Genomic DNA, 21,407 nt, shown 5'->3' with positions numbered 1-21,407 from the left:
ATTCAGCGCTCATGGCGTCAGCCTCGAAGCCATTCCATCTGGGTCCCGGCATTCGCCGGGATGAGCGGATCAAAAGGACCGGCCGGCGTCTCGCTTTCGTCACCCTGTGGCGCTAACACGGCGCCATGACCCGTCATATCGTCCTGCAAGGCGTCGAGAACTTCCGCGATTTCGGCGACTACGCCGCCGGCCAGGGCCGGCTGAAGAAGGGGCTGCTGTTCCGCGCCGCCCACCAGGCCGAGGCCACCGACGAGGACCTCGTCGCCATGGCGGGCCTCGATCTTCGCACCATCGTCGACCTGCGCCGGCCCAACGAGCGCGAACGCGACCCGTCGCGGCGCTGGGAGGGCTTCGCCGCCGAGGTGATCGACAACGACCTGGGTGTCACCGGCGAGGACCCCTGGCACGCGTTCCTGCGCGAGTCCGACCTGTCGGAGGCCTCGATCCGCGGCTACCTGGTCGAGTACTACCGCCGCGCGCCGTTCGCCGAGCGGCACCTGGACCTGTTCCGCCGCTACTTCCAGGCCTTGGGCGCGGCGCGCGGCCCGGTGCTGATCCACTGCGCGGCGGGCAAGGACCGCACCGGCCTGCTGGCCGCCCTGACCCACCACCTGGCCGGGGTGGGCGACGACGACATCGTCGACGACTACCTGCTGACCAACAACGAGGAGCGCTTCGCCCGGCGCGGGCCGCAGCTGGCCGACCGCCTGCAGGCCGAGCTGGGTCGCCGTCCCACCGACGCGGCCATGCGCGCGGCCATGGGCGTGGAGGCCGAGTACCTGGCCACCGCGATCGCCGAGATGAAGGCCCGCCACGGTTCGCTCGACGGCTATCTGGACCAGGCCGTGGGCCTGGACGCGGCGGGCCGCGAGGCCGTGCGGGCGGCGATCCTGCTCTGACGTTTCCAATAATCACCGTCATCCCGGGCCTTGTGCCCGGGACCCCTCTATCCGCCGCAAGTGCGGATGAGTGGCGCGCCGGCGCGCCAAAGCACCTCACGTGCAAGCTGAACCAGGGGTCCCGGGCACAAGGCCCGGGATGACGGTTGAAAGGGGGACGTGACAAACACCCGTTTAACCGCCACGCTCCGTCCAAGCCGCCGCGTCAGACGACGGCCCTGTGACGAGGGTGGAACCGCATGAGTGAGTTCTCGGCCGCCGCGGCGGTCCCCAGCGAGGGCGAGCCGGTCGCCCCGCTGAAGTCGGGCCTGTCGCGCGGCGCGCTCGCCTGGATCCTGCAGCAGGGGGCGCGCGACCCCTATGTGATCCTGATCACCATCTACATCTTCTCGCCCTACTTCTCGCGGGTGCTGGTCGGCGATCCGGTCCAGGGCCAGGCGGTGGTGGCCAACATCTCCACCATCTACGGCCTGCTGACCGCCCTGACCGCGCCGCTGATCGGGGCGATGATCGAGCAGTACGGGCCGCGCAAGTCGATGCTGGGCCTGACGACCGCCGTGATGGTCCCCGCCCTGGTCGCCCTGTGGTGGGCCATGCCCGCCGGCGGCCTGCCGCTGTGGGTGACCAGCGGCCTGCTGATCGTGCTGGGGGTGGCCTACAACCTCGCCGACGTGCTGAGCAATTCGCTGCTGGGCCGGGCCGCCGGGTCGGCGCCCGGGCGCGCCGCCCTGATCTCGGGCCTGGGCTATGCGGTGGCCAACGGCCTGTCTGTGGCCCTGCTGGTCTTCATGCTGTGGGGCATGGTGCTGCCGGGCCAGGTGGACTGGCCGGGCGTGCCGCACGCCCCGCTGTTCGGCCTGGACCCCGCCAAGAACGAGCCCAGCCGGATCTCCGGCCCGCTGGCGGCGGCGGTGATGCTGCTGGGCGCGATCCCGTTCTTCCTATGGACCCCCGACGCCGTCCGCACCGGCCGCGGCTGGATGGCCAGCGTCCGAGACGGGATCGGCATGCTGCGCGACATCTTCGCCAACCTGAAGGGCCACCGCGACATCGCCCTCTTCCTGGGCGGACGACTGCTCTACAACGACGGCATGACCGCCCTGCTGGTGTTCGGCGGGCTGCTGGCCGCCGGCCTGATGCGCTGGGGCGCGCTGGAGATGCTGGCCTACGGCATCTCGCTCAGCATCTTCGGGGTGGCCGGCGGCCTGATCGCCCCGTGGTTCGACAAGGTGCTGGGGCCGCGCAAGGCCGTGCAGCTGGAGATCGCCGGTTCGCTGCTGGTGCTGCTGTGCAGCCTGGGCATGGGGCGCGAGAAGATCCTCTATTTCTGGGCCTTCGACCCCGCCGCCCACGCGCCKGTCTGGAACGGGCCGCTGTTCCGCACCGTGCCCGAGCTGATCTATCTGGGCCTGGGCCTGCTGATCGCGGTGTTCGTCACCGCCCAGTACGCGTCGAGCCGCACCCTGCTGATCCGCCTGTGTCCGCCGGACAAGACGGCGGCCTTCTTCGGGCTCTACGCCCTGTCGGGCACGGCGACCATGTGGCTGGGCTCGCTGCTGGTGGCCCTGGCCACGGCGGTGTTCAAGACCCAGGTCGGCGGCTTCGTGCCGGTCGCGGCCCTGCTGCTGGCCGGCTTCTGCGTGCTGTTCATGGTCAAGGGCGGCGAACGCGAGGCGTAGCGCCGGGACGTTCGCGGCGGTATCACCCGCCGATGCGTCATGTCGTCCTCATCAGCGCCCCCTGGCGCGACCCGGTCTGGGCCGCGGCCCCGTGGCGGGACGAGCCCTTCGCCTGCGCCCTGATCTCGGGCGGCCAGGCGGGGCGGTGGTCCTACCTGCTGCGCGAACCCGACCAGACCCTGACGGTCACGGCCGAAGACGGGCGCGACCCATTCGCCGCCCTGGCCGAGCTGATCGGGCCGCCCCAGGGCGCCGACCCCGAGGGGCCGCCGTTCCAGGGCGGGGTGGTGGGCCTGGCCGCCTACGAGCTGGGCGACCGCGTCGAGCACCTGGACCTGCCGCGCACCGGCTGGCCCGACCTGGCCTGCGCTCGCTATCCGGCCCTGCTGGCCTTCGACCACCTKCAGCGGCGGGTGCTGGCCGTCGGCCGGGGCGGATCGCAGAGCTTCGCCCGGGCCCGGGCCGAGGCGGCCCTGGCCTGGCTGAACGCCCCCGCGCCGCCGGTGCACGAAGGACCCTTGTGTGAGGGCCTCGAGGTCGGCGACGGCGAAGCCTACGAGGACGCCGTGGCCCAGGTGGTCGAGCGCATCGTCGGCGGCGAGATCTTCCAGGCCAACATCGCCCGCGCCTGGACCGGACGGCTGGCGGCCGGCGCCCACCCGTTCGACCTGTTCGCCCGCCTGCGCGCCGACAGCCCCGCCCCGTTCTCGGCCTATCTGCGTCTGCCGGGCCGGGCCCTGGTGTCCAATTCGCCCGAGCGGTTCCTGAAGGTGGCTCATAGCAGGGAAGGGGGCGGCGACCTCTCCATCGAGACCCGGCCGATCAAGGGCACCCGCCCGCGCGGCGCCGACCAGGCCGAGGACGCCCGGCTGATCGCCGAGCTGTCGGCCAGCGCCAAGGACCGGGCCGAGAACCTGATGATCGTCGACCTGATGCGCAACGACCTGGCCCGCGTCAGCCCGCCGGGCAGCGTCGCCGTGCCCGAGCTGTTCCGGGTCGAGACCTTCGCCAACGTCCACCACCTGGTCTCCACCGTGACCGGCCGGCTGGCCCCGGGCCTGACCAGCGCCGACCTGCTGCGCGCGGCCTTCCCGCCCGGCTCGATCACCGGCGCGCCCAAGGTCCAGGCCATGAAGGTGATCGCCCAGCTGGAGACCGCGCGCGGACCCTATTGCGGCTCGCTGTTCTGGGCCGGGGCGGACGGGGCCCTGGAGTCCAGCGTGCTGATCCGCACCGTGGGCCTGGAACAGGATGCGGACGGTTGGCGCTTGGAGGCGAGGGCCGGAGCGGGCATCGTCGCCGACAGCGATCCCCACGCCGAGCGCCTGGAGACCGAAGCCAAGTTCGCCGCCCTGCGCCGGGCGCTGATGGAGCCGCCCCGCGGATGACCTCTCCCGACGCCTTTCCCCACGACGCCTTCCCCTTGGACGCCTTTCCCCTGGATGACAGGGGGTTGCTGCTCGGCGACGGCCTGTTCGAGACGATGCTGTGGACCGCCGGGGGCCTGCCGCACCTGGACGCCCACCTGGCGCGGATGGCGGCCGGTTGCGAGACACTGGGCCTGCCGGCCTTCGACCTGGAGCAGGCCCGCGCCCTCTGCCTGGCCGCGCCGCAGCGGGCCGGCCTGGCCGAGACCCGCGCCGCCGTGCGCCTGACCCTGACGGCCGGTTCGGGCGGCCGGGGCCTGGACCGTCCCGCCGCGCCCGTGCTCCGCCTGGCCGCGACCGCCGCCGCGGCCGCGCCCGTGACCACGCCGGTCGACCTGGTCCTGGCCAAGACMCGCCGCAACGAGGGCTCGCCCGCCGCGCGGCTCAAGACCGTGTCCTATCTCGACAACGTTCTGGCCCGGGCCGAGGCCAAGGCGGCGGGGGCCGACGAGGCGGTGATCCGCAACAATCACGGCGACCTGGCCTGCGCCGGGGCGGCCAACCTGTTCTGGGTGGAGGGCGGCTCGCTGTTCACTCCGGCCCTGCACTGCGGGGTGCTGGCCGGCATCGCCCGGGGACGGGTGATCGCGGCGGCGCTGAGCCTGGACGTCGACGTCCACGAGGTGGCGACCGGCGCCGAGGCCCTGGACGAGGCCGAGGCGGTGTTCCTGACCAACAGCCTGATCGGCGTGCGGCCCGCGCGGCGGTTCGAGGGCGAGACCTTCGGTCCCCACGCCCTGGTCGAACGGTTGGCCGATACGCTCCGCGAGCCCTAGGGGACGCGCGCCACCTGGTCGGCGAGGCGCGGCCGCAGATAGAAGGTGCGGCGGAAGATCATGGTCTCGGGCGAGACGGTCTTGAACACCGTGTCGTACTCGTAGCTGGCCTTGCTGACGATCACGCTCTGGCCGGCCGGCAGGACGGAGACGGGGATGTCGACCACGTCGTTCTGCTTGGGGCAGTTGGTCGGGCTGTTGGACGGTTCCGCCCAGGCGACCACGTCCTTCCCCGCGGCGTTGGAGACGACGCTGTAGACGCACATCCGCAGGGTCGAGGTCGGGAACGGGGCCATCATCACCTTGCCGGCGGTGAAGACGTCGTCGCGGCGGGCGTTGCTGAGCTGGGTGTCGCGGGCGACCACGTCGCCGATCGAGGCGGTCAGGTGGCTCAGCCGGCGCTGGGCCATCATCGCCTCGGTCAGCTCGGCCATGCCGAAATAGAAAAGCAGCAGCAGGGGCGCGATCAGGGCGAACTCGACCGCCGAGACCCCGCGGCGGTCGCGCCAGAAGCGGGAAAGACGGCCGGTCATGAGCATTTGATCGCGACCGGGGTTTCCGAATAGGGCTCGTTGACGAACACGGTCGCGAAGGTGACCTCGCGGGCGCCCGTCGTGCCGCCCACCGCCTGCTGCAGCAGCGGCGTGATCAGGGGCCACTTGTAGTAGCCGCGCACCAGCATGATCGAGCTGGGGCCGCCGGTGTCGAAGCAGGTGGATCCGGTCACGGGCTTCTGCAGCTTGTTGGCGTCGGCGAACGACGGCAGCACGCGCACGTCCAGGGTGATCGAGTTGGTGCAGGCGTTGCCCAGCCACGACATCTGGCCGCAGACGTCCTTGAGGAACTGCGCCTTGGTGGTGTTCTGGGCGTCGCCGGTGCGGATCTTGCGATCGGCCATGATCAGGGCGTTCTCCAGGCTCATCGACACCAGGAAGGCGATGCCCAGCTCGATGATCCCGAACACCAGCAGCAGGAACGGGATGGAGACGAAGGCGAACTCGATCGCGGTCGAGCCGTCGTCGTCGCGCGCGAAGCGGCGCAGCAGGCCCAGGCGGGCCAGCAGGCGGCGATAGTGTCGGGTTCGATCAGCCACGCGTCAGCGCCCTTGAGGAAGGTCAGGCGCGCAATCTAGGCCAGGCGTCCCTAATCAGTGGTTTAGGTCGTCGCGATCAGGGGGGGGCGGAGGCGGCGCTTACGGCGTGGTCGGGGCCGCGGCCGGGGCGGGGGGCGCGGCGGTGGTGCTCAGCAGCGAGCAGCGGTCGCCGMAGGCGTAGGTCGCCGCGCTGGCGCCGCGCTGGACGACGACGGCCTGGGCGGGGATGTCGGACACCACCACGTCGCGGTCGGCCAGGGCGCGGCCGCGGGCGTCAAAGGCCAGGACGGTGGTCGCGCCCGCCTTCTTGCCCATCACCACCAGGGTCCGGTCGTTGACCAGGCTGACGTCGGCCACCGCCGGATCGCCCACCACGATGTCGCGCACGGGCGCGCTCAGCACGATCCGGGCGGCGGCGCCGGCGCTGACCGACAGCGGCGCGGACGGGCTGTCGGCGACGGCGACCGTGGCGATGGAGAGGCTCAGACCGGCGCAGAGCGCGAGAGTCAGGCGGCGCATGACGATGTCTTCCCAGGCTTTGTACACGCCGAGGATGCCTCGGAATGGTCAATAAAGAACTAAGCGCGCTGCTTGTGTATTCTTTCCGACACTTGAGAAAACCTTGATGCATAAGGGGTTTTCGCTTGTTGCATTATGGCATAGTTAAAAGAAAATAATGGTAAACTAAAATAAACCATCGAAAAAATTCGCGAAACTATCCGGTGTTTACTGGCCATTAAGCGAGCTGGGCGAAATTGATCGTGTTTTCGGGGGTGAGCAAGTCGACACGGCTTGAGAGCCCAGATCCACTTACTGACCAGGAGATCCACCATGTCGAAGTTTGTCACCCGCTTCCTGAAGGACGAATCCGGCGCCACCGCCATCGAGTACGGCCTGATCGTCGCCCTGATCGCCGTCGTGATCGCCACGATCGTCAGCACCCTGGGCGGCCACCTGAAGGACGCCTTCAAGAAGGCCGACGACGCGGTCACGGGCGCTTCGGCCTCGTAATCCGCTACCGCTCGAAAAAGAGGGCCTCGGCAGCAATGCCGGGGCCTTTTTTTTCCCCTTCCTGATCGGGAACCCAGCCATGCGGCAGTTCGCAATTCGCTTCGTGAAGGACGACTCCKGCGCCACCTCCATCGAATACGCCCTGATGGCCACCATGATCGCCGTGGTGATCGTCGGCGTGGTCGGCGTGATGGGCGGCCACGTGAAGGACGCCTTCCAGAAGGGCGCCGACATCTTCAAGGCCGGCTAGGCTTCGCCGGACCTTTCGATCTTGCAGCCTCGCGGCGGGATTTTCGCCGCGCGGGAAACCATTGCTTCACGCGATCGGGCGCAAGCTGGCGCCGATTGAAACGGCAAGGCCGCCATGCAGACCCTTCAGTTCGCCCTGCTGCTCGTCTTCCCCGCCCTGGTCGTCGTGGCCGGGCTGAAGGACGCCACCAGCTACACGATCCCCAACTGGATCTCCCTGGTCCTGATCGCCGCGTTCGCGCCGGTGGCCCTGATCAGCGGCGCCTCGCTGGCGACCCTGGGCCTTTGCCTGGCGGCCGGCCTGGCCGCCCTGCTGGTCGGCATGGGCATGTTCGCGGCCGGCTGGATCGGCGGCGGCGACGCCAAGCTGTTCGCGGCCGCGGTCCTGTGGCTGGGCTGGCCCGCCGCCGGGCCGTTCATGCTGGTCACCGCCCTGGCCGGCGGCGCCCTGACCCTGGGCCTGCTGAGCCTGCGTTCGGGCTGGTTCGAGCCGGTCCTGGCCGGCAGCCCGCCCTGGGTCCGCAAGCTGGGCGCCAAGGACGGCGACATCCCCTACGGCGTGGCCATCGCGGTCGGCGCCCTGATGGCCTTCCCGCAAGGCGCCCTGACCCTGGCGGTCGGCGCCTAGGTCTTCGGCGACCGGCGCCCCGCGTCAGCCTGTCGCGCCCTCGGCCCCGCCTTTCGGAGCTGAGCCTTTAGCCGCTGTTAACCATGGTCGCGCGAGTGTGCGAAGCGGCCAGAAGGGCCGTTCGACGATTTGCGCGTGATCGCCTGAAGGCGGCTCGCCCCGACCTGTATTCCCGTCGCCAGAGCCCGTCCGCATGAATCCTCTTCGCGTCATGATCGTCCTGGTCGCCGCCGTCGCGGCCATCGGCCTGGCCGTGGTCATGCAGAAGGCGATGGGCGGCAAGCCCGCGCCGGCGCCCGTCGTCGAGGCCGCTCCGGCCGCCAAGCCCATGACCCAGGTCCTGGTCGCCAAGCGCGACCTGGCCATCGGCGACCGCCTGACCGCCGCCGACGTCGCCTGGCAGGCCTGGCCCTCGGACACCATCAACGCCGCCTTCATCACCAACGGCGCGGCCGAGCCCGTTCCGACCAAGGTCGCCGCCAAGGCCGCCAAGGCGGTCGGCGACGCGGCCGAGATGATCGGCGGCGTCAGCCCGGAAAAGGCCGTCGAGGGCGCGATCGTGCGCGACCCGATCCTGTCCGGCGAACCCATCACGGCCCGCAAGATCGTGCGCGGCGGTGAAGGCGGCTACCTGTCGGTGGTCCTGGGCCCAGGCAAGCGGGCCATGGCCGTGCCGGTCACCTCCGAGACCGCCGTCGGCGGCTTCATCCTGCCGGGCGACCGCGTCGACGTCATCCAGACCCACGAGCAGACGACCGTCGGCGAGGGCGATGGCGGCGGCAAGCAGGTCGTCGCCGAGACCGTCATCCAGAACGTCCGGGTCCTGGCCCTGGACCAGACCACGGCGGCCGAGAAGAAGGACGCCAAGACCATCGTCGCCTCCACCGCCACCCTCGAGGTCGGCCCGGTCGAGGCCGAGGCCCTGTCCCGCGCCAAGGCGAGCGGTCCGGTGACCCTGACCCTGCGCGCCTACACCGACCTGGGCGGCCCCTCGGGCGCCGTCGCTCCGCCAGACTCCTCGGTCGTCCGCATCAACCGCGGCGGCCAGACCTCCAGCATCTCGGTCCGCCCATGATCCGCCGGCTCCTCTCCGCCTCGTTCGCGGCGCTCCTGGCGCTGGCGCCGACGACCGCCGCCCTGGCCGACGGCCCGGCGGCCGGCACCCATTTCTACGCGACCCAGCCCCGGGCCGCCGCGCCCCGCCCGGTCGAGACGCAGGCCCTGGCCGCGCCCGCCGACCAGGTGCTGCGCATCGACCTGACCGCCTCGGGCGCCCAGAACCTGTCGCTGTCGCGCGGCAAGTCGGCGATCATCGAGCTGCCCGTCGACGTGCGCGACATGCTGGTGACCAACCCGGCCGTGGCTGACGCGGTGCTGCGCGGTCCGCGCCGCATCTATGTGCTGGGCATGGCCCTGGGCTCGACCGACGCGGTGTTCTTCGACGCTTCGGGCCGCAAGATCCTGAGCCTGGCCATCCGGGTCGAGCAGGACTCCACCGCTCTGGAGGACACCCTGCACCGCGTGCTGCCCAACGCCCACATCCAGGTGCAGGCCATCCGCGACAGCGTGATCCTGACGGGCTCGGTCGCCGACGCCAACGAGACCGGCGTGGCCTCGCAGATCGCCGCCAAGTTCGTCGAGAAGCCCGAGAACGTCCTGAACATGCTGACCATCGCCGGCAAGGACCAGGTGATGCTCAAGGTCCGGGTCGTCGAGGTCCAGCGCAACATGATCAAGCAGCTGGGCGTCGATTCCAGMGTGGTGCTGGGTCAGCTGGGCGAGACCCAGTACAAGTTCGGCTTCACCCCGACCTACGGCGTCAACAACAGCCTGCTGGGCGGCGTCGTCGGCGGCTGGGCCCGCGACACCACCAAGCAGCCGCAGATGGTGGTGCCCTGCGCCGCCGGCGTCACCGGCACCTGCTACCAGGTCGTCCACTCGACGATCTTCGACTCCGTCGATTCCAACGGCAACCCGATCAAGGTGGTCAACGGCAACACGGCGACGGTCAAGGACACCGCCGGCAGCGCGGGCCTGAACTCGGGCAAGGGCATGATCCAGGCCTTCGAACGCGTGGGCCTGGTGCGCACCCTGGCCGAGCCCAACCTGACCGTGGTGTCGGGCGAGGCGGGCAAGTTCCTGGTCGGCGGCGAGTTCCCGGTGCCGACGGGCATGGACACCGCCGGTCGGGTCAGCATCGAGTTCAAGCCCTACGGCGTGGGCCTGGGCTATACGCCGGTCGTGCTGTCGGGCGGCCGCATCTCGCTGAAGCTGTCGACCGAGGTCTCGGAGCTGAGCAGCGCGGGGGCCTTCACCCTGGCCTCGTCCACCGGCGGCTCCAGCCTAGTGGTGCCGGGCCTGACGGTGCGCCGGGCCGAGACGACGGTCGAGCTGCCGTCGGGCGGTTCGCTGATGATCGCCGGCCTGCTGCAGCAGCAGACCAAGCAGAACATCGACGCCCTGCCGGGCATGACCAACCTGCCGATCCTGGGCGCGCTGTTCCGGTCGCGCGACTACCAGAACGGCGAGACCGAGCTGGTGGTGATCATCACCCCCTACATCGTCGACCCGACCAAGCCGCAGAACCTGCAGACCCCGGCCGACGGCCTGCAGACCGCGAGCGACATGAGCACCGTCCTGCTGGGCCGGCTGAACAAGGTGGTCAAGGCGCCGGCCGGCGCGAACAACGGGCGCGCTTACCAGGGCCCCGTCGGCTACGTGATCGAGTGAGAACGCGGACATGACGCGACCCCATCTTCTTCCGAACCTGACCGCCGCGGGCCTGGTCCTGGCCCTGTTGTCGGCCTGCGCCTCGCATGGCGTCGAGCCCGAGACGGCCGTCCCGCCGCGCACCGAGACCTCGCAGTGGAACGATCGGGTCCACGTCGACTCGCATCCGGACGAGGTGCTGCTGGCGCCGCACGCCGAGGGGCTGTCGGCCGCCCAGACCCAGGCCCTGGACGGGCTGGTGGGCCGCTGGCTTTCGGCCGAGGCGCGCGAGATCGTGGTCGCCGCCCCGATCGGCGGCACGGGCGGCGAGGTGGCCGGCCGCATGGCGATGGCCGCGCGCCAGCACCTGATCTCCATGGGCGCGCCCCCGGCCTCGGTGCGGGTGACCGGCTATGACGCCGCCGGCGCGCCGGGCGCGCCGCTGAAGGTCGGCTTCCTGCGCTTCACCGCCCAGGTCCCGCAATGCGGCGGCTGGGAGAACATCACCGCCACGCGCAACAACACCGCCTACGAGAACTTCGGCTGCGCGGTGACCGCCAACATGGCCGCCCAGGTGGCCAATCCCGAAGACCTGCTGAGCCCGCGCAACGAGACGCCGATCGACTCCGGCCGCCGCGCGACCGTGCTCGACAAGTACCGCAAGGGCGAGGTCACCTCGTCGGCCAAGGACGAACAGTCCAACGGCGTCGTCTCGAAGGCCGTCAACTGATGGCCGGGCGGAACGATCACGACCCCTTCGACCTGGGTTTCGAGGCCGACGACGACTTCGCCCTGGCGGGCGGCGATCCCTGGCGCGCCGCACCCGCACCCGCGCCGCGCGCGGGGGCCGACGACCCGTTCGCCGACTTCCCGCCCGTTCGGCCCAGCGAAGGCGCCTCGGCCCCATTCGCCGACCTGCCGCCCTCTGCGCCGCCCTACACGCCGCAGCCGGCTCCGGCCGCCGCTCAGGCCCCCGCGCCGACCGCCGTCCGCGACGTGCCGATCGAGGCCGCCGAGCCGGTGGCCCCGACCGTCCATCCGGTCGGCTCGACCCAGGCCATGGTGCAGGAGGTGCTCGCCGCCGCCGACGCCGACATGGGCGAGGCGGCCGTGCCGCGCATCACCATTCACGCCTTCTGCGCCCGGTCCGAGACCGTGGCCCTGGTCGAGGCCGCCTCGGCCGACCGCCGCATGGCCCGCGCCTCGACCGTCGCCCGTCCCGGCGGCCTGGAAGCCGCGGTCGACTACTACCAGAACCAGTCGACGCCCTCGCTGGTGCTGGTCGAGAGCCTGGACGCCGCGCCGCGCATGCTGGCCCTGCTGGACGGCCTGGCCCAGGTCTGCGACCCGGGCACCAAGGTCGTGGTCATCGGCCAGACCAACGACATCGCCCTCTATCGCGAGCTGATGCGGCGCGGGGTCAGCGAGTACATCACCCAGCCCCAGGGGCCGCTGCAGATCATCCGCGCGGTCTCCAGCCTCTATGCCGACCCGTCCGCGCCGTTCGTCGGCCGGCAGATMGCCTTCGTCGGCGCCAAGGGCGGCGTCGGGTCCTCGACCCTGGCCCACAACTTCGCCTGGTCGATGGCCGAGCGCGTGCAGGCCGCCACCGTGATGGTCGACCTGGACCTGCCGTTCGGCACGGCCGGCCTCGACTTCAACCAGGACCCGCTGCAGGGCGTGCTGGACGCCCTGACCCAGCCCGACCGCCTGGACCCGGTGCTGATGGACCGCATGATGGTCCGCTGCGGCGACCGCCTGTCGCTGTTCGCCGCGCCCGGCGCCCTGGACCAGGACTACGAGATCCCGTCCGACGCCTTCGAGGAAGTGACCCAGAAGATCCGCGGCGTCGCGCCGTTCGTGGTGCTGGACCTGCCGCACAGCTGGAGCGCCTGGACCCGCCAGGTGCTGATCGGCAGCGACGACCTGGTCGTGGTGGCCACGCCCGACCTGGCCAGCCTGCGCAACGCCAAGAACATCGTCGACCTGGTCCGCCAGGCCCGTCCGAACGACGCCCCGCCGCGCCTGGTGCTGAACCAGGTGGGCGTGCCCGGCCGTCCCGAGATCCCGGTCAAGGACTTCGGCGAGGCCCTGGGCCTGACGCCGTCCCTGGTGCTGCCGTTCGATCCCAAGCCCTTCGGCATGGCCGCCAACAACGGCCAGATGGTCGCCGAGGTGGCGCCCAAGTCGAAGGCGGCCGAGGGCATCGACCACCTGGCGCGGCTGATCAGCCGCCGCGAACCGCCGGCGACCCAGAAGACGTCCATCCTCTCCAGCCTGTTCAAGAAGAAGTAGGGCATGTTCGGCAAGCGCGACCAGGCCGCCGTTCGGACCGAGCAGGCGCCGCCGCCCGTCTCCAACGACGGGCCGGCCATCGCCACGCGCCCGCAGCGCGTCGATCCCGGCGCCGAGCCGGCCGCGCCCGCGCCCGCCAAGGCCGCGGCGCCCCCCAAGGCCGCCGGCCCCAAGCCCACCAACGGGCTCGAGMAATTGCGCGCCGCCCAGGGCGCGCCGCCGACCGCCAACGTGGTCCGCGAGCAGAGCGACTACTACCACGCCACCAAGACCACGATCTTCAACGCGCTTCTGAACACCATCGACCTTTCCCAGCTGGCCCAGCTGGACCTGAAGGCGGCGGCCGAGGAGATCCGCGACATCGTCGCCGAGCTGGTGGCGATCAAGAACGTCTCGATGTCGGTGTCCGAGCAGGAGCACCTGGTCCAGGACATCATCAACGACGTCCTCGGCTACGGCCCGCTGGAGCCGCTGCTGGCCCGCGACGACATCGCCGACATCATGGTCAACGGCGCGCACCGGGTGTTCATCGAAGTGGGCGGCAAGGTCCAGCTCACCAACGTGCGCTTCCGCGACAATCTCCAGCTGATGAACATCTGCCAGCGGATYGTCAGCCAGGTGGGCCGCCGGGTCGACGAGAGCTCGCCGATCTGCGACGCCCGCCTGCCCGACGGCAGCCGCGTCAACGTCATCGCCCCGCCCTTGGCCCTGGACGGTCCCACCCTGACCATCCGGAAGTTCAAGAAGGACAAGCTGACGATGAAGAACCTGGTCGACTTCGCGTCGATCAGCCCGGAAGGGGCCCGCGTGCTGGGCGTCATCGGCGCCTGCCGCTGCAACATCGTCATCTCGGGCGGCACCGGCTCGGGCAAGACCACCCTGCTCAACACCATGACCGCCTTCATCGACCCGACCGAACGGGTGGTGACCTGCGAGGACGCGGCCGAACTGCAGCTGCAGCAGCCGCACGTGGTGCGTCTGGAAACCCGGCCGCCCAACCTGGAAGGCCAGGGCGCGGTGACCATGCGCGACCTGGTCAAGAACTGCCTGCGGATGCGTCCCGAGCGGATCATCGTCGGCGAAGTCCGGGGCCCCGAGGCGTTCGACCTGCTGCAGGCCATGAACACCGGCCACGACGGCTCGATGGGCACGCTGCACGCCAACAGCCCGCGCGAGGCGATCAGCCGGATCGAGTCGATGATCACCATGGGCGGCTACGGCCTGCCCTCGAAGACCATCAAGGAGATGATCGTCGGCTCGGTCGACGTCATCGTCCAGGCCGCCCGCCTGCGCGACGGCTCGCGTCGCATCACCCACATCACCGAGGTGGTCGGGCTGGAAGGCGACGTGATCGTCACCCAGGACCTGTTCGTCTACGAGATGAACGGCGAGGACGCCGAGGGCCGGGTGCTGGGCAAGCACCGCTCGACCGGCATCGGCCGACCCCGCTTCTGGGACCGCGCCCGCTATTACGGCCTGGAGCGCGAGCTGGCCGAAGCCCTCGACGCGGCGGAATAGGGCCATGCTGATCATCCTGGCCGCCGTCCTCGGCTTCATCACCATCGCGGGACTGGGCTTCGTCCTGGCCGGCGGGGGCGGCGGCGCCTCGGCCAAGACCGTCAAGCGCGCCCAGCTGATCGCCGGCGACCGCCAGGCCGTGGCCKCTCGCGCCAAGGCCGCCGCCAACACCCCCGACGCCCGCCGCAAGCAGCTGCTGAAGACCCTGAAGGAACAGGACCAGCAGAAGAAGAAGGCGTCCCTGACCATCGCCGCGCGCCTGCGCGCCGCCGGCCTGGGCGACAACGTCCAGATGTTCTGGATCATCAGCGGCGTGGTCGGCGTGCTGGTCGGCCTGGTGCTGCTGCTGCTGCGCCAGATGCCGATCGTCGCCCTGGGCGCGGCCTTCGCCGCCGGCTTCGGCCTGCCGCGCTGGGTCATCGGCATGATGGCCAAGGCCCGCACCAAGAAGTTCACCGAGGCCTTCTCGGACGCCATCGACATCATCGTGCGCGGCATCAAGTCGGGCCTGCCGGTCCACGACTGCCTGCGGATGATCGGCACCGAGTGCCCCGAGCCCCTGGCCGGCGAATTCCGCATGCTGACCGAGAACACCGGCATGGGCATGTCGATGGACCAAGCCCTGGACCGCATGTACGAGCGCATGCCGACCAACGAGCTGCGCTTCTTCACCATCGTCCTGACCATCCAGTCCAAGACGGGCGGCAACCTGGCCGAGGCCCTGGGCAACCTGTCGACGGTGCTGCGGGCCCGCAAGCTGATGGCCGAGAAGATCAAGGCCCTGTCGGCCGAGGCCGTGTCGTCGGCCTTCATCATCGGCTGCCTGCCGCCCGGCGTGGCGGCGATGATCTCGATCACCGCCCCGGCCTACATGGCGCCGATGTTCAGTGATCCGCGCGGCCGGATCATGCTGATGGTCGCCGCCTGCTGGATGTCGTGCGGCATCTTCGTGATGCGCAAGATGATCAATTTCAAGTTCTAGGGGAGGGCGGCCATGATCGATCTGCTCACCAACCCCCAGACCCTGTTCAGCGCCTTCATCGCGATCGTGGTGTTCGCCACCATCGTCACCCTGGCCGCGCCGATGATGAGCAGCAACGGCCTGGAGGGCCGGCTGAAGTCGGTGGCCAACCGCCGCGAGGAGCTGCGCCGCCGCTCGCGAGAGGCCCTGTCCCAGAAGGGCGGCGGCAGCCTGCGCCACGTCGACGAGGGGATGTACAAGAACGTCGTCGACCGCCTGCAGCTGTCCAAGCTGCTGGAGGATCCCAAGGTCGTCGACAAGCTGGCCCAGGCCGGCTTCCGGGGGCCCAAGCCGGTCTCGACCTTCTATTTCTTCCGCTTCGTCATGCCGTTCGCCTTCGCGGTGGTGGTGGCGTTCTACCTCTATCTGATCAACGACTTCGGCCTGCTGGCCATGCAGAAGATCGCCGCCTGCGTCTTCGCCCTGGGGGCCGGCTACTACGCGCCCAACCTCTACATCTCCAACATCGCCCAGAAGCGCCGCGAGTCGATCGTCCAGGCGTTTCCGGACGCCCTGGACCTGATGCTGATCTGCGTCGAAAGCGGCATGTCGATCGAGGCGGCCATCGCCAAGGTCGGGTCCGAGGTCGGCTCGGCCTCGATCGAGCTGGCCGAGGAGCTGGGCCTGCTGACCGCCGAGCTCAGCTACCTGCCCGAACGGCGCCTGGCCTATGAGGGCCTGGCCCGCCGGACCAACCACCCCGGCATCAAGTCGGTGGCCACGGCCATGATCCAGGCCGAGCGCTACGGCACGCCGCTGGGCGCGGCCCTGCGGGTGATGGCCAAGGAGAACCGCGAACTGCGCCTGTCGGCCGCCGAGAAGAAGGCCTCGGCCCTGCCGGCCAAGCTGACCGTGCCGATGATCCTGTTCTTCCTGCCCGTGCTGTTCATCGTGATCATGGGTCCGGCGATCATCAAGATCCAGGACGTGCTGAAGCAGCGGTAGGGCTGGGCGAGGGCCAGCACGGCCCCGCGCGGATCGTTCAAAGGTTGGATCGACGGAACGGCTAGCCTCGAAGGCGCGCCACGATCTCGTGATGACGCGCCTCGTCGATGCCGAGACGTTGCTCCTGGGCCAGCGGGCTTTGGTCGTCCGGTCGAGTGCTCAGGATCGGACGCTGGGTTGGATCGCCAAACTGGATGAGCACCGGCACGCCCGTCGTGCGGCCATAGACAGACAGCGCGTTCGCGAGCGTCCCGTCATGGGGGGGCTCGTCCGAGCCGTCCACCTCGTAGAGTTCAAGGTATCGATAGAAGGTCGATCGCTCGACCTCCGCCCACGCGCCCCAGCAAAAGGCGCCCTCTTGCCCGACCAACGGAACCGGCAAGACGCAGCGGATGAAATGGCGGTCGTCCAGCAGGCAAAGGTCGGAGTCGTATTTCGCACGGGCCGCTCGCTCCGACTCGGGCAGCGCCCATACCTCGTCGGGAAGCGTGTACGCCCAGTCCGTGGTGAGGCCGGCATGGGTCTCGCCGCAGATGCCGCAGACGAAATGGTCGTCCATGGAAGCGGCCCTACCCGCCCGCCTTCACCGCGCTCCACGAGCGCGTCGCGCTCTCCTGGCCGGTGGCGGCGCGCAGCCAGGCCAGGTTGTTGTCGACCGACTCGGGCGGCAGGTCCTGGCGGGCCAGCTTCTCGGCCTCGTCCATGCGGCCTTGCAGGCCGACGACCAGGGCCAGGTTCTGGCGGACCTGGATGGTGGCGGTGGGCAGGGCGGCGGCCTGGCGCAGGGCGGTCTCGGCGCCCTTCAGGTCGCCGGTCGAGGCCAGGTGCATGGCCAGGTTGCTCAGCGGCACGGCCTCGCTCGGAGCCAGGGCCACGGCCTGGCGGTGGGCCGCCAGGGCCTCGTCGTCGCGCTTGGCCTGCTCGTAGGCCACGCCCAGCAGCGACAGGGGGCGCCAGTCGCGCGGCTGCAGGGCGGCGGCCTTGCGGCCCGGCTCGATGGCGTAGAAGCCCTGGCCGCGCGCCACGTTGGCCCGCGCCGATTCCATCAGGGCGTCATAGCTGTCGGGGGCGAAGATCAGGATGCCGGCCGCCGTGTCGGCGGCCTCGTCGTAGCGGCCCAGGGCGCGCAGGGCCTGGGACAGGCCCACGCCCGCGTCGATGTCGCGGCCGTCGCGCTCCAGCTCGGTGGACCAGAAGGCCATGCGGGTCAGCGGATCGGCGCGCTGCGCCTCGGCCCGCTCGGCCGGGGTGGCCTTGCGCGGCGCCTGGGGCGCGGCGGCGGCCGGGGCGGACTGCGGCGCGTCCTTGGCCCGCTTGTCGGCGGCCTGGACCGGGGCCGCGGCGAGGACGCCAACGATCATGGGGGCGACAACGGGGGCGAGAACGGTTGCGAGGAGCGCGCGCTTGCGACACATGAAGAGGAATCTCCCGACGGTCCCGCATCCTCGCGCGCGGGCCTCAAGGAATCGTTAAGCATAATTTCCACCTGCCTGTTCGCTTAGGGGCGCGCCCATGTCGGAACCGATCATCGCCTCCTCGTCCCGCTCCCCGGAGGACGGCGCGCCGACGCCCATCCACTGCCTGTACGAGGACCAGCTGGACGCCTTCGTCGCGGCGCGGCCCAGCTTCGTGAAGGGCTTCGTGGCCCTGGAGGAGTTCAAGGCCAAGGCCGGCCAGGTGCTGGTTCTCCCGACGCCGCAAGGGGCCGTGGACCGCGTGCTGCTGGGGCTGGGGACGCGCGACAAGGCCGAGGCCATGCTGTTCCGCGCCCTGCCGAGCCGCCTGCCGGCCGGCGACTATCGCCTGGACTGGACCCCGGAGGGCCTGGAGCCCGGCCAGATCGCCCTGGCCTTCGCTCTGGGCGCCTACCGGTTCGACCGCTATCGGTCCAAGGACCGCGGCGAGCCGCGACGACTGGTCGCGGACGAAAACGTCGACCTGGACGAGATCCACGCCGTCGCCCACGCCTGCGCCCTGGCCCGCGACATGGTCAACACCCCGGCCAACGACATGGGGCCGTTGCAGATCGAGACCATCGCCCGCGAGATCGCCGAGCGCCACGGCGCGACCCTGGACGTGGTGGTGGGCGACGACCTGCTGGAGCGGAACTATCCGGCCGTCCACGCCGTGGGCCGCGCCGCCGTCCCGGCCCGTGCGCCGCGCATGCTGGAACTGACCTGGGGCGATCCGGCCCATCCGCGCCTGGTGTTGGTCGGTAAGGGCGTGGTGTTCGACACCGGCGGGCTGGACATCAAGCCTTCGTCGGGCATGCGGTTGATGAAGAAGGACATGGGCGGCGCCGCCCACGCCCTGGCCCTGGGCCGGATGGTGATGGCGGCGGGCCTGCCCGTGGCCCTGACCGTGCTGGTCCCGGTGGTCGAGAACGCCATCGCCGGTGACGCCATGCGGCCCGGCGACGTGCTGGGCACCCGCGCGGGCCTGACCGTCGAGGTCGGCAACACCGACGCCGAGGGGCGGCTGATCCTGGCCGACGCCCTGGCCCGCGCCGCCGAGCTGGAGCCGGCGCTGACGATCGACCTGGCCACCCTGACCGGGGCGGCCCGCGTCGCCCTGGGGCCGCAGGTGATCCCCTTCTACACGCCCGACGACGACCTGGCCCTGGAGATCGAGGAGGGCGCGCGCAACGCCTCCGACCCGGTCTGGCGCATGCCCCTGTGGGACGGCTATCGCGAGGCGGTCGAGAGCGACATCGCCGACCTCAAGAACGATCCCGACGCCTGGGCCCAGGCCGGCTCGATGACGGCGGCCCTGTTCCTGCAGCGCTTCGCCCCGACCACGGGCGCGTGGGCGCACTTCGACATCTTCGCCTGGAATCCCAAGGCGCGGCCGGGCTTCGCGTCCGGCGGCGAGGCCCAGGTGATCCGGGGGCTGTACGGCATGCTGAAATCGCGTTTCCCGAAGGCCGACGCATGAGCGGCTTCGATTCCCGGGTGACCCTGGCCCGGCCCGACCTGGCCGACCTCGACCTGCAGGGCCTGGTCGCCGCAGAGCGCTACGCGGCCCCGACCGTGCGCCGCGTGGCGGTCCCGACCGCCGCCCTGCGCAAGGCGCCCGACCCTAGGGCCGAGCAGTGGGACCAGCTGCTGTTCGGCGAGCTGTTCCGGGTGCTGGACGTGCAGGACGGCTTCGCCTGGGGCCAGGCGGGGCGCGACGGCTATGTGGGCTTCGTGGCCCAGGCCGACCTCGAGGCCCCTGGGGCCGCCCCGGGCGAACCGGCCACCCACCAGGTGGCCGTCCCGCGCACCTACGCCTTCAGCGAGCCGAACATCAAGTCACGGCCGACGGGGCTCTATTCGCTGAACGCCCTGACCACGATCGAGGCTGTCGAGGGCCGCTTCGCCAAGGGCGAGGGCACGGGCTGGTTCGTCGCCGCCCACCTGGCGCCGGTGGGCGTGGCCCTGACCGACTATGTGGCGGTGGCCGAAGGCTATCTGGGCGCGCCCTACCAGTGGGGCGGGCGCGAATCGCTGGGCCTGGACTGCTCGGGCCTGATCCAGCAGGCCCTGGCGGCCTGCGGTCGGGCGGTCCCGCGCGACACCGACATGCAGCTGGCCTTTTTCGCGCCCATCGCCGAGCCCGAGCGGCGGCGCGGCGACCTGGTGTTCTGGAGGGGCCACGTGGCGATCCTGCTGGATCCCGACACCATCCTGCACGCTAACGCCCACCACATGGCGGTGGCCGCCGAGCCCCTGGCCGAGGCGATCGCTCGCGTCGAGGCGGCGGGCGGCGGTCCGGTGACGGGGTGGCGGAGGCCCTAGCCTAGTTCGTCCACTTGGCCAGCCAGTCGACCATCTGCTGCGGACGCTTGTGGTGGTCGTCGGTGACGTCGATCAGCTCCTTGCGGTTCAGAAGCTTGCCGGTCTCGTCGACGATCAGCAGGGCGGGCACGCCCTCGACCTCGGTGATCCCGTAGCGCGCGGGGATCTGGGTGTTGCGGTCGAAGCGGCCGACATCGACCGTGACCACCTCGTAGTGCTGGTCGACGAAGGCGGCGACCTCGGGCAGCTGCATGACGCCGGCCAGGATGCGGCAGTCGGGGCACCAGTTGCCGCCCAGATCGATCAGCAGCAGCTTGTGCGCGGCCTTGGCGCGCCGGGCGGCGGCGTCGACCTGAGCGTCGGCGTCGGCCTTCTCGTCATAGGGATAGGGCAGGGGCGTCTTCAACTGGGCGGTGCTGCGGATCCCGACCTTCGGCGCCGGGGCCGCGAGGCTCGCGACGGGCGCGGCGAGGAAGGCCATCGCGGCCAGAACGGCAATCGTACGCATCGGAATCCACCTAACGGCTAAGCTTGTCGCCTTCGCCTATAGCGTGCGACCGGGCGGTCGAACAGCCGCCCGGCGCCGGATCGTGGAAACCGTCTATTTCGGCCACTGGGCCAGCCAGTCCGCCAGCGACTGCGGCGTCATGTGGCGGGCGTCGGTCAGGGCGAACAGGGCGTCGGGGTTGACCAGCTTGCCCTTGGTGTCGACCACCAGGAAGGTCGGCACGCCCTTGAGCTTGTCGATCCCGTAGCGGGCCGGGATCTGCATGTTGTGGTCGTAGCGGCCGACATTGACCGTCACGACCTCGTAATGCTTGTCGACGAAGGCCTTGAGGTCGGGCTGCTCGATCATGCCGGCGAACACCCGGCAGTCGCCGCACCAGTTGCCGCCCAGGTCGATCAGCACCAGCTTGTGCTTGGCCTTGGCGGTCTTGATCGCCTTGGCGACGTCGGCCTCGGCGTCGGCCTTCTCGTCATAGGGATAGGGCAGGGGCGTGGGCAGGTCGGCCAGCGACTTCAGCGCCACGGTCGGGGCCTTGGCGGCGAACGCCGAGACGGGGGCGGCGATCATCAGCGCGGCGAGGGCGGCGCCAAGGGCGACGGGGGCCAGCAGGCGAGGCGTCATGGTCGAACGGTTCCGGTGAAGCGGTACGGTTCGATACTCTACTCACGGAATGGGAAAACGCGGCAAGACAGCTTTGCTGCGGGCGCTTCCACCGGGCCTGGGCGCCTGCGTCGCGGGCAAGAAAAAGGCCGCGAAGCGAACTTCGCGGCCTTTGATCTTCGGAGCCGAGGTCGATCAGGACTTGGCGGCGGCCGGGGCCGGGGTGGCCGGCGCGCCGGCGGCCGGAGCCCCAGCGGCGGGAGCCGCGGC

At 70.6% G+C, this 21,407-nt stretch carries 23 protein-coding genes; 16 read left to right on the top strand and 7 right to left on the bottom strand.

Annotated elements, in window-relative coordinates:
* Positions 1-125 precede the first annotated feature (125 nt).
* The 4 genes from AC1U89_RS00115 (at position 126) to AC1U89_RS00100 (ending at position 4,781) form a co-directional block, all read left to right on the top strand.
* Positions 126-899 (top strand): tyrosine-protein phosphatase, encoded by a 774-nt coding sequence (locus AC1U89_RS00115; RefSeq protein ID WP_479897611.1) that lies wholly within the window; start codon positions 126-128, stop codon positions 897-899.
* A 239-nt stretch (positions 900-1,138) separates the two neighbouring features.
* Entirely contained in the window at positions 1,139-2,578 is a 1,440-nt protein-coding gene (locus AC1U89_RS00110) for an MFS transporter (RefSeq protein ID WP_479897610.1), read from the top strand.
* A gap of 32 nt (positions 2,579-2,610) precedes the next feature.
* Entirely contained in the window at positions 2,611-3,966 is a 1,356-nt protein-coding gene (gene pabB, locus AC1U89_RS00105; RefSeq protein WP_479897609.1) for an aminodeoxychorismate synthase, component I, read from the top strand.
* Complete coding sequence (locus AC1U89_RS00100) at positions 3,963-4,781, top strand: aminotransferase class IV (RefSeq protein ID WP_479897608.1); 819 nt, start codon at positions 3,963-3,965, stop codon at positions 4,779-4,781. The genes pabB and AC1U89_RS00100 overlap by 4 nt, the downstream gene beginning before the upstream one ends.
* On the opposite strand, the gene AC1U89_RS00095 is transcribed toward AC1U89_RS00100, so the two are convergent.
* From AC1U89_RS00095 to AC1U89_RS00085, 3 genes are all read right to left on the bottom strand, one after another.
* Positions 4,778-5,314 carry a TadE/TadG family type IV pilus assembly protein gene (locus AC1U89_RS00095; protein WP_479897607.1) on the bottom strand — a complete coding sequence of 179 codons (537 nt, stop codon included), beginning with the start codon at positions 5,312-5,314 and terminating at the stop codon, positions 4,778-4,780. The two genes, AC1U89_RS00100 and AC1U89_RS00095, sit on opposite strands and share 4 nt — an antisense overlap.
* Positions 5,311-5,874 carry a TadE/TadG family type IV pilus assembly protein gene (locus AC1U89_RS00090; RefSeq protein WP_479897606.1) on the bottom strand — a complete coding sequence of 188 codons (564 nt, stop codon included), beginning with the start codon at positions 5,872-5,874 and terminating at the stop codon, positions 5,311-5,313. The genes AC1U89_RS00095 and AC1U89_RS00090 overlap by 4 nt, the downstream gene beginning before the upstream one ends.
* Positions 5,875-5,973: 99 nt before the next feature.
* Positions 5,974-6,393 carry a pilus assembly protein N-terminal domain-containing protein gene (locus AC1U89_RS00085; RefSeq protein WP_479897605.1) on the bottom strand — a complete coding sequence of 140 codons (420 nt, stop codon included), beginning with the start codon at positions 6,391-6,393 and terminating at the stop codon, positions 5,974-5,976.
* A gap of 312 nt (positions 6,394-6,705) precedes the next feature.
* On the opposite strand from AC1U89_RS00085, the gene AC1U89_RS00080 reads away from it, so the two are divergent.
* From AC1U89_RS00080 to AC1U89_RS00035, 10 genes are all read left to right on the top strand, one after another.
* Positions 6,706-6,885 (top strand): Flp family type IVb pilin, encoded by a 180-nt coding sequence (locus AC1U89_RS00080; protein WP_029908916.1) that lies wholly within the window; start codon positions 6,706-6,708, stop codon positions 6,883-6,885.
* A gap of 79 nt (positions 6,886-6,964) precedes the next feature.
* The gene (locus AC1U89_RS00075) at positions 6,965-7,135 is read left to right on the top strand and encodes a Flp family type IVb pilin (protein WP_479897604.1); all 171 of its coding nucleotides are present in this window, start codon (positions 6,965-6,967) and stop codon (positions 7,133-7,135) included.
* 114 nt (positions 7,136-7,249) lie between these two features.
* On the top strand, positions 7,250-7,762 hold the full coding sequence (locus tag AC1U89_RS00070) for an A24 family peptidase (protein WP_479897603.1): 513 nt from the start codon (positions 7,250-7,252) through the stop codon (positions 7,760-7,762).
* Between the two features lie 193 nt (positions 7,763-7,955).
* Positions 7,956-8,837: a Flp pilus assembly protein CpaB gene (cpaB, locus tag AC1U89_RS00065; protein WP_479897602.1), complete on the top strand. Its 882-nt coding sequence runs from the start codon at positions 7,956-7,958 to the stop codon at positions 8,835-8,837.
* Positions 8,834-10,492, top strand: coding sequence for a type II and III secretion system protein family protein (locus tag AC1U89_RS00060; protein WP_479897601.1), 1,659 nt, complete (start codon positions 8,834-8,836; stop codon positions 10,490-10,492). The genes cpaB and AC1U89_RS00060 overlap by 4 nt, the downstream gene beginning before the upstream one ends.
* A 10-nt stretch (positions 10,493-10,502) precedes the next feature.
* On the top strand, positions 10,503-11,201 hold the full coding sequence (locus tag AC1U89_RS00055) for a CpaD family pilus assembly protein (RefSeq protein WP_479897600.1): 699 nt from the start codon (positions 10,503-10,505) through the stop codon (positions 11,199-11,201).
* Positions 11,201-12,766: a CpaE/TadZ family protein gene (locus tag AC1U89_RS00050; RefSeq protein ID WP_479897599.1), complete on the top strand. Its 1,566-nt coding sequence runs from the start codon at positions 11,201-11,203 to the stop codon at positions 12,764-12,766. The genes AC1U89_RS00055 and AC1U89_RS00050 overlap by 1 nt, the downstream gene beginning before the upstream one ends.
* 3 nt (positions 12,767-12,769) lie before the next feature.
* A complete protein-coding gene (locus AC1U89_RS00045) occupies positions 12,770-14,284 on the top strand; it encodes a TadA family conjugal transfer-associated ATPase (RefSeq protein ID WP_479897598.1) in 1,515 nt (504 codons plus the stop codon).
* A gap of 4 nt (positions 14,285-14,288) precedes the next feature.
* Positions 14,289-15,266 carry a type II secretion system F family protein gene (locus AC1U89_RS00040; protein WP_479897597.1) on the top strand — a complete coding sequence of 326 codons (978 nt, stop codon included), beginning with the start codon at positions 14,289-14,291 and terminating at the stop codon, positions 15,264-15,266.
* Between the two features lie 12 nt (positions 15,267-15,278).
* A complete protein-coding gene (locus tag AC1U89_RS00035; protein WP_479897596.1) occupies positions 15,279-16,250 on the top strand; it encodes a type II secretion system F family protein in 972 nt (323 codons plus the stop codon).
* A gap of 61 nt (positions 16,251-16,311) precedes the next feature.
* On the opposite strand, the gene AC1U89_RS00030 is transcribed toward AC1U89_RS00035, so the two are convergent.
* Positions 16,312-16,809, bottom strand: coding sequence for a DUF2199 domain-containing protein (locus AC1U89_RS00030; RefSeq protein ID WP_479897595.1), 498 nt, complete (start codon positions 16,807-16,809; stop codon positions 16,312-16,314).
* Between the two features lie 10 nt (positions 16,810-16,819).
* Positions 16,820-17,665 (bottom strand): tetratricopeptide repeat protein, encoded by an 846-nt coding sequence (locus AC1U89_RS00025; protein ID WP_479897594.1) that lies wholly within the window; start codon positions 17,663-17,665, stop codon positions 16,820-16,822.
* Between the two features lie 97 nt (positions 17,666-17,762).
* On the opposite strand from AC1U89_RS00025, the gene AC1U89_RS00020 reads away from it, so the two are divergent.
* Together AC1U89_RS00020 and AC1U89_RS00015 are read left to right on the top strand one after the other, a co-directional pair.
* Positions 17,763-19,184: a leucyl aminopeptidase family protein gene (locus AC1U89_RS00020; protein WP_479897593.1), complete on the top strand. Its 1,422-nt coding sequence runs from the start codon at positions 17,763-17,765 to the stop codon at positions 19,182-19,184.
* Positions 19,181-20,029, top strand: coding sequence for a C40 family peptidase (locus AC1U89_RS00015; protein ID WP_479897592.1), 849 nt, complete (start codon positions 19,181-19,183; stop codon positions 20,027-20,029). Before AC1U89_RS00020 ends, AC1U89_RS00015 begins: the two co-directional genes overlap by 4 nt.
* Position 20,030: 1 nt before the next feature.
* Here the strand turns inward: AC1U89_RS00015 and AC1U89_RS00010 are convergent, their stop codons facing one another.
* Together AC1U89_RS00010 and AC1U89_RS00005 are read right to left on the bottom strand one after the other, a co-directional pair.
* Entirely contained in the window at positions 20,031-20,537 is a 507-nt protein-coding gene (locus AC1U89_RS00010; protein WP_479897591.1) for a thioredoxin family protein, read from the bottom strand.
* 93 nt (positions 20,538-20,630) lie between these two features.
* Positions 20,631-21,158 (bottom strand): thioredoxin family protein, encoded by a 528-nt coding sequence (locus AC1U89_RS00005; RefSeq protein WP_479897590.1) that lies wholly within the window; start codon positions 21,156-21,158, stop codon positions 20,631-20,633.
* Positions 21,159-21,407 lie beyond the last annotated feature (249 nt).

The organism is Caulobacter sp. 05T431, assembly GCF_056665975.1.
This window is presented reverse-complemented; position numbering and strand designations above follow the sequence as displayed.